Source organism: Candidatus Jordarchaeum sp. (assembly GCF_052745115.1).
On sequence record NZ_JBRAKS010000273.1, the window covers coordinates 1 to 5,308 of the forward strand.

Annotated in this window: 4 protein-coding genes; 3 read left to right on the top strand and 1 reads right to left on the bottom strand. The window is 40.7% G+C overall.

Annotation, left to right across the window (positions count from 1 at the left end; genetic code table 11):
- Window positions 1–104: 104 nt before the first annotated feature.
- Entirely contained in the window at window positions 105–3,056 is a 2,952-nt protein-coding gene (locus tag ACUVXA_RS15735) for a hypothetical protein (RefSeq protein ID WP_445872234.1), read from the bottom strand.
- A 1,339-nt stretch (window positions 3,057–4,395) separates the two neighbouring features.
- Between ACUVXA_RS15735 and ACUVXA_RS15740 the strand changes: the two genes are divergently transcribed.
- The 3 genes from ACUVXA_RS15740 to ACUVXA_RS15750 form a co-directional block, all read left to right on the top strand.
- Window positions 4,396–4,578, top strand: a complete 183-nt coding sequence (locus tag ACUVXA_RS15740; protein ID WP_445872235.1) for a DUF6398 domain-containing protein — start codon at window positions 4,396–4,398, stop codon at window positions 4,576–4,578.
- Between the two features lie 115 nt (window positions 4,579–4,693).
- On the top strand, window positions 4,694–5,038 hold the full coding sequence (locus ACUVXA_RS15745; protein ID WP_445872236.1) for a DUF6398 domain-containing protein: 345 nt from the start codon (window positions 4,694–4,696) through the stop codon (window positions 5,036–5,038).
- 57 nt (window positions 5,039–5,095) lie between these two features.
- Window positions 5,096–5,308 (top strand): hypothetical protein (locus ACUVXA_RS15750; protein ID WP_445872237.1); only part of this gene is annotated, 213 nt, incomplete at its 3' end.

The window sequence follows — 5,308 nt, forward strand, 5'->3', positions numbered from 1 at the left end:
ACCACTCACCGGCTGAAATGCGCCCCACACCTTCCGCATACGAGCGCAAAAAATGGTACAACCCTTGCAAAAACCGTTCTCCAGCTACGGAGATTGAAAGTTTTTTACTCTCTTGCTAATTTTTCTAGTAGTGTTAGGAACATGTTCTTTAGGGCTTGATTGTAGTTCCCCCCTAAGGCTATCTTGCTTACGGTGCTTAATGCTTCTTCGATTTTTCCATTTCTCATGTATTCCTCTGCGATAATTGCTAAAACTTTATCTTTAGTGTAGACTGGCACATCCTCTGCCAGCTCCGCTAATTCTTCTGGGTTGTGGACTGCTATCATTGAAGTGATTGTGTTTATGGTGCTCGCTTTGTTATGATAGCTCATGTTTTCGACTAGTTTTTTGAATTTATCTATTTTTTCTGTCACGAAAAAGTATTGTGCAATTTTGTGTAGAAGATCTTTATTTTCTGCCCAGTTCTTCTCGATGAATTTTACCGCGGTTTTAATGTCGCCACCAACCCGTATAAATTGTATAAAAGCGTATGATATTTCAAAGTTGGAGAGAGCCTCCGCTTCTTCGGTTTCAAAAATCTCTTTTAAAAGTATTAGAGAGTTTTTATCTTTCATGCGACCCGCTACTATGACCATAGGAAAGAAGATGTCGTTGAGTAGGTGCTTGCTCTTAATGCTTTGAAAGATTTCCCGCACTTTTTCCAACTTTTCCTTCGAAGCGTAGTTGGATGCTTTGAAAAGCTGGGAAAGTAGTTCAAATTCATCCTCTTGCAAAAATTTTTTTGCAAAATCTAAGTAGGATTCATCAGCGGCCATTATCATGTATGTTACAACCAAATATAAGTTGTCAAACCTAAGATCATCATCTGGGGGAATTTTGCTTAATTCTTCTAGGGCTTTCTGGAAGGCCCCCTTGGCTTGCTCCACCTCTCCTTTAAAGGCGTAAGTTGAGCCCAAAAATGAAAAGCCTTGAGTCTTATCCTCGTGTTTCTCAATTAGTTTCTGAATAAACTCAGGGGCCTCAAAGTCTTCAAACATGTTTATCAAATGTGGAATGGTAGACGGGTCATAGGAGATCAGAGTGTCTAATACTTTATCCAACACGCTCCTATAACCCTTCAGGTAGATGTAAGCTATGATTCGTACAACAATAAGTAGTTTATGTTCTGTTTTAAAACTCTGAACAACTTTAATTAAATCATCAACATGGCGAGTGGAACTGAGGCGAACCAATACTTCAAACAATGCCTCTTTGCTATATTCTGTAAGGGGTTCATCCAATAAAATTTCCAGAGCGTTCTTCACCCGTGTTGTAACCGCTAAAGCAAAGCTTATTATAGTTAAAGCGTAGCTTCTCATATATTCGTCCTCAATCCTCTTAACCTCTCTCCTAGCCTCATCCAGAATCTTCCTAGGGGAAGATGTGCTCTTTTGGAAAGACCTCACAGCTATGGAGGAGAGCAGTAATGTTTTAACCAACCCCGAACTCCCCTCTCTTGCAACTTTCAGAGCTTCTTCCACATTTCCTGCCATAAGAAGCGGTAAGGCTTTCCTTAAGGTATTCAAGTAATCGAGCTTCGATATTTGGTTAACCACATCCTCCAGCTCCTTCCTACCAGCCGTCGCCAAGCTTATGACCATTGGAGTAAGAATCAAGAGCGCACCTTCCTCATCTCTATTGGTCAAGCCAGCCATAACTTTACCAAAAAGGTCTTGTCTGAATTCGCCCTTACCTAGGGCGCTTGCGAATAGGTAGGAAAAAGCTCTCTCACGCCAACTCCTGTCCGGAATCTCGTTGGCAGTGTTTAGAGCATGCTCGAAGTCTTCATCATGTGTGGCGCAAGCCAACTGGTAGAGAGCCGCTGATTTCTCTTCTCGCATAGTTATGCTCCTGGCAATCTTTAAAGCATCTTCGGTTTCTTCCGTGGAACTTTTTGATACGGATAGCTCAGAGAGCAGTAGGCTTTGTTCTTTCACGTCAGGAATCTCTTTAATGAACTTTATAAGTTCGTCTGTAAACCCCTTAGGGATAAACTCAACTAAAGCTCTCGCCACGTGAAACCGAGTTTCACCAGTGGTTTTTCTTAAAGTTTTCATACCCTCCCGGTAAAACTCCTTAAAGGTTTCATCACCATTCTCTGAGAGCCTTTGCGCGTAGCAAATTTGCATTAAGCCTTGAATGGACTCTATGGAAACGCTCCTAATAATTCTTTCAAAGAGAGGCTTATTCGTCTCTGGCAAATCTAAAACGGCGCAAAAAAGGTCAATTAAAAGATCACCTCTCTCCTCCTCAGGTAATTCGTCAGCAACGTCCAAGATTTCGTTAAACGTGTTTTCAAAAAGCTTCCCCTCAAAGTACGGTAAACAATCTATAAGAGTGGATACAAACGTGTAGTCGTCATCAATTTCGTAAGCCATATTGAGAGCCGTCTCCCCCTTTTCTACAGACGCCAACTCCACTGCTGTGTTAGCCATTACATTATCATAGTCATAATCAGACAAGCTATCCGCAGCATCCGAAACCTCGTCCAAAACCTCCTTGTAACTTTCATCTCCTACCTTCGCCAACGCACCCATAACAGTGATTAAACCCCTTAAGCGATAATGATCCTCTTCAAACCCCCGAACCGCTTCTAACGCCTCATCCACCCTACCAGCCTCAACAAGAAAGCTAAACCAGTCAAATAGCTGGTAATTTCCAAACTTCCTTACAGCCCTTTTTACTCTCTCTCCATTAATTCCAAAGTCTTTCAATACTTCTTCAACCCTCTCAAAGTCCCAAACTTCTAAGAGTGCCTCAAGAACAACGTCTTCATCTTTGACACTCTTAAGGAGTCTTAAAGCGCTCTCGCAGTCATCCGTATCAGCCAAAAAGAGGGACAGTTCTAACAAAAGCTCCAGTCGCCATGCAGCATCTGGAAAAGCGGAAACAATCTTAACCGCTCCATCAACGTTTCCCGCTTTAACTAAGCCATGAGCGATCATACGGATCAGCAAAGCCTTTTTACTGTAGCTGGACACTGATTCAACCAAACTGGAAAAGTCTACCACAGACAAGAAGCAAACACCTACCCGAATTATGGAAATGAAATTCAGGTGAATCTTAGATTTTGGGTTTAATAAAGATTTGTAAACGGGAGCCCAACTTCCTTTTCATCAAATCCTATTGCTTTCCATAAACATCTTTACAACAAAATACCCAATTTATCGATTCTGGTTCTTTGAAGGTTTGGTTTTAGCAACTTTAAATCCTTCCCGTTTTAGAGAGAGGTTTATGTGCGTCGCTCAAAGATATTCCAGCACAGTTCCCAAAAAATAGGTGGTTCAAAGGTTGAAAGAGTCCCAAACATCACTATAGAATTCACAAATGTGTGAAAAATGGATTTAAAAACTTTTAAAACCACACGGTTTGAAAGTATTGGATTCAAACTGGGATTGCGTTGTTATAATACCTGTCCTTTCAGGAGCTAATTTCTATGTTTTCTCTAATTATACGGAAAACTCGTACAAGTTGACACAGAAATATCGAAGAAGAACCATGGAAAGAATTAATTATTAGGTAATATAATATTTCAAGAAATTTTGAATATGGTGCTGATTCTTTGCTAGGATTTGAATTGTTTCCCACCTGTTCTTATGTGATACTAGGGAATGGAGTGAGGGGGGAGGGATTGTGTTTCAGGTATTTTTTGGTGGTGAGGGATTGCGCTTGGGCACCATTATTTTTCCCTATTTTCCCAAAAGAAGCGTTTTTAACGCCTCTTTTTGAAACCTCCAACCCGAACCCATTATTTAAAAAGCTCTCGAACCACCCTAAAGTAGAAAGAGTGGCAAAAAACCACCACAATATGAGACGAAAAACCACGACAAGCAAAACAAAAGAACCAGAATCGAAATTTTTGTCTTTTTGAAGTATATGAAAAAAGAATTATTTCGGCTCCTTTTCGGTAAATAAGCCTTAAAATGGTAAATTTTATAATTGCTTTCCCACAAAAATTGTTAGAAATACTATAAAGGGTGGCTTTCTTCCAGCTACGAATACTGAAACAAATACAAATCTTTCAGTTCACTTCACTAAGGATAGGGAACTTAATCTACAAGTGAAATTAAATACTTGAATAAAAAATTTTTCAAACCTTCAAATCCTGTCACTAAAGGACTGTTTACTTGCCGGGATTGTGAAGCAGATGAATTAATCTATCAGGTTTAGTGATAAGGTGGAGCGGTTAGCTTTTGCAGCTGCACAAATTAAAAGACTCTTCTGTTATGTGGTTTTGAAAACGGAGTGTATTCTATCCTAGCGCTGATTTTGGTTGGCTTGGAAGGTTTTATATAATTATTTTTAAGCTTTCAACATGTAGCATAAAGGAATGGATTGGAAAAAGGGTGTTAGGGATTGGCAGATAAGTCCGTTACTGTGGAGAAGACGCAGCAGTTGATTGATATGACCGCGGGTTTTTGCGACAGGTATCTTGATGAGGAGTATAAGGAGTTATGTGAGAAACTTATCCGAAAGATGTCGCGGAAGCGGAATGTCCCGTTTCTTTATCTATGCATTACCCATAAGTGCTACGAGTAATTGCTTTCCTCTAATTTTATGCAAGATACGCATATTTTCTTGTTCCCACGATAAAAAATATTACGTATATGATAAAAAATTAGAGAGCAAAAATTATCCACGATAATTATGGGTAATGCATAGGTTTCTTTATGGTAGACTGGAAATATGGGCTGCGGCAGTCATTCACGCCATAGGCAGCATCAACTTTCTCTTTGACCCAAGCTTCAAACCATACGCCAGCGTCAGTGACATCAGCAAATACTTTGGCACATCTAAGAGCACTGCCACACAGAAGTCAAAGCAAATCCGTGACATGTTCAAAATGAGAGTATGGGACAGAGAGTTTTCCACAACCCATATGATGGAACATAATCCGTTTTCTAAACTTGTAATGATAGACAGGTTTATAGTCAGTATAGACCCGTTGCCACCAGAACTCCGGGAAACAATCTCGCGGAACCGCAACCAAGAAAAATAGACACAGAAACTTTCAGTATAGAACCTATTCAATCCCAGTGAAATCGCTACCCAGACTTTGACCCCGGCTAGTGGTAGAGCAGACAAAAGACTCTGGCTGCACGCATCAACCACACCAACTCCATCTAAACAAGGGAACCGTTGTCCGAAACTTACCCATTTAGGACACCGCCTAAATGGTGTTCGGTTCCTGCTTCATAGGGCAGGGCACCTGCCTTGGGGCATGAACCTCTCCGCTCTTGCAGGCGTTTTGTGTGTGTCTCCGCCCAAC

Excerpts from the sequence above, each read along its gene's own strand:
- ACUVXA_RS15745 (WP_445872236.1), top strand. The coding sequence starts at position 4,694 with ATGCATAGGTTTCTTTATGGTAGACTGGAAATATGGGCTGCGGCAGTC.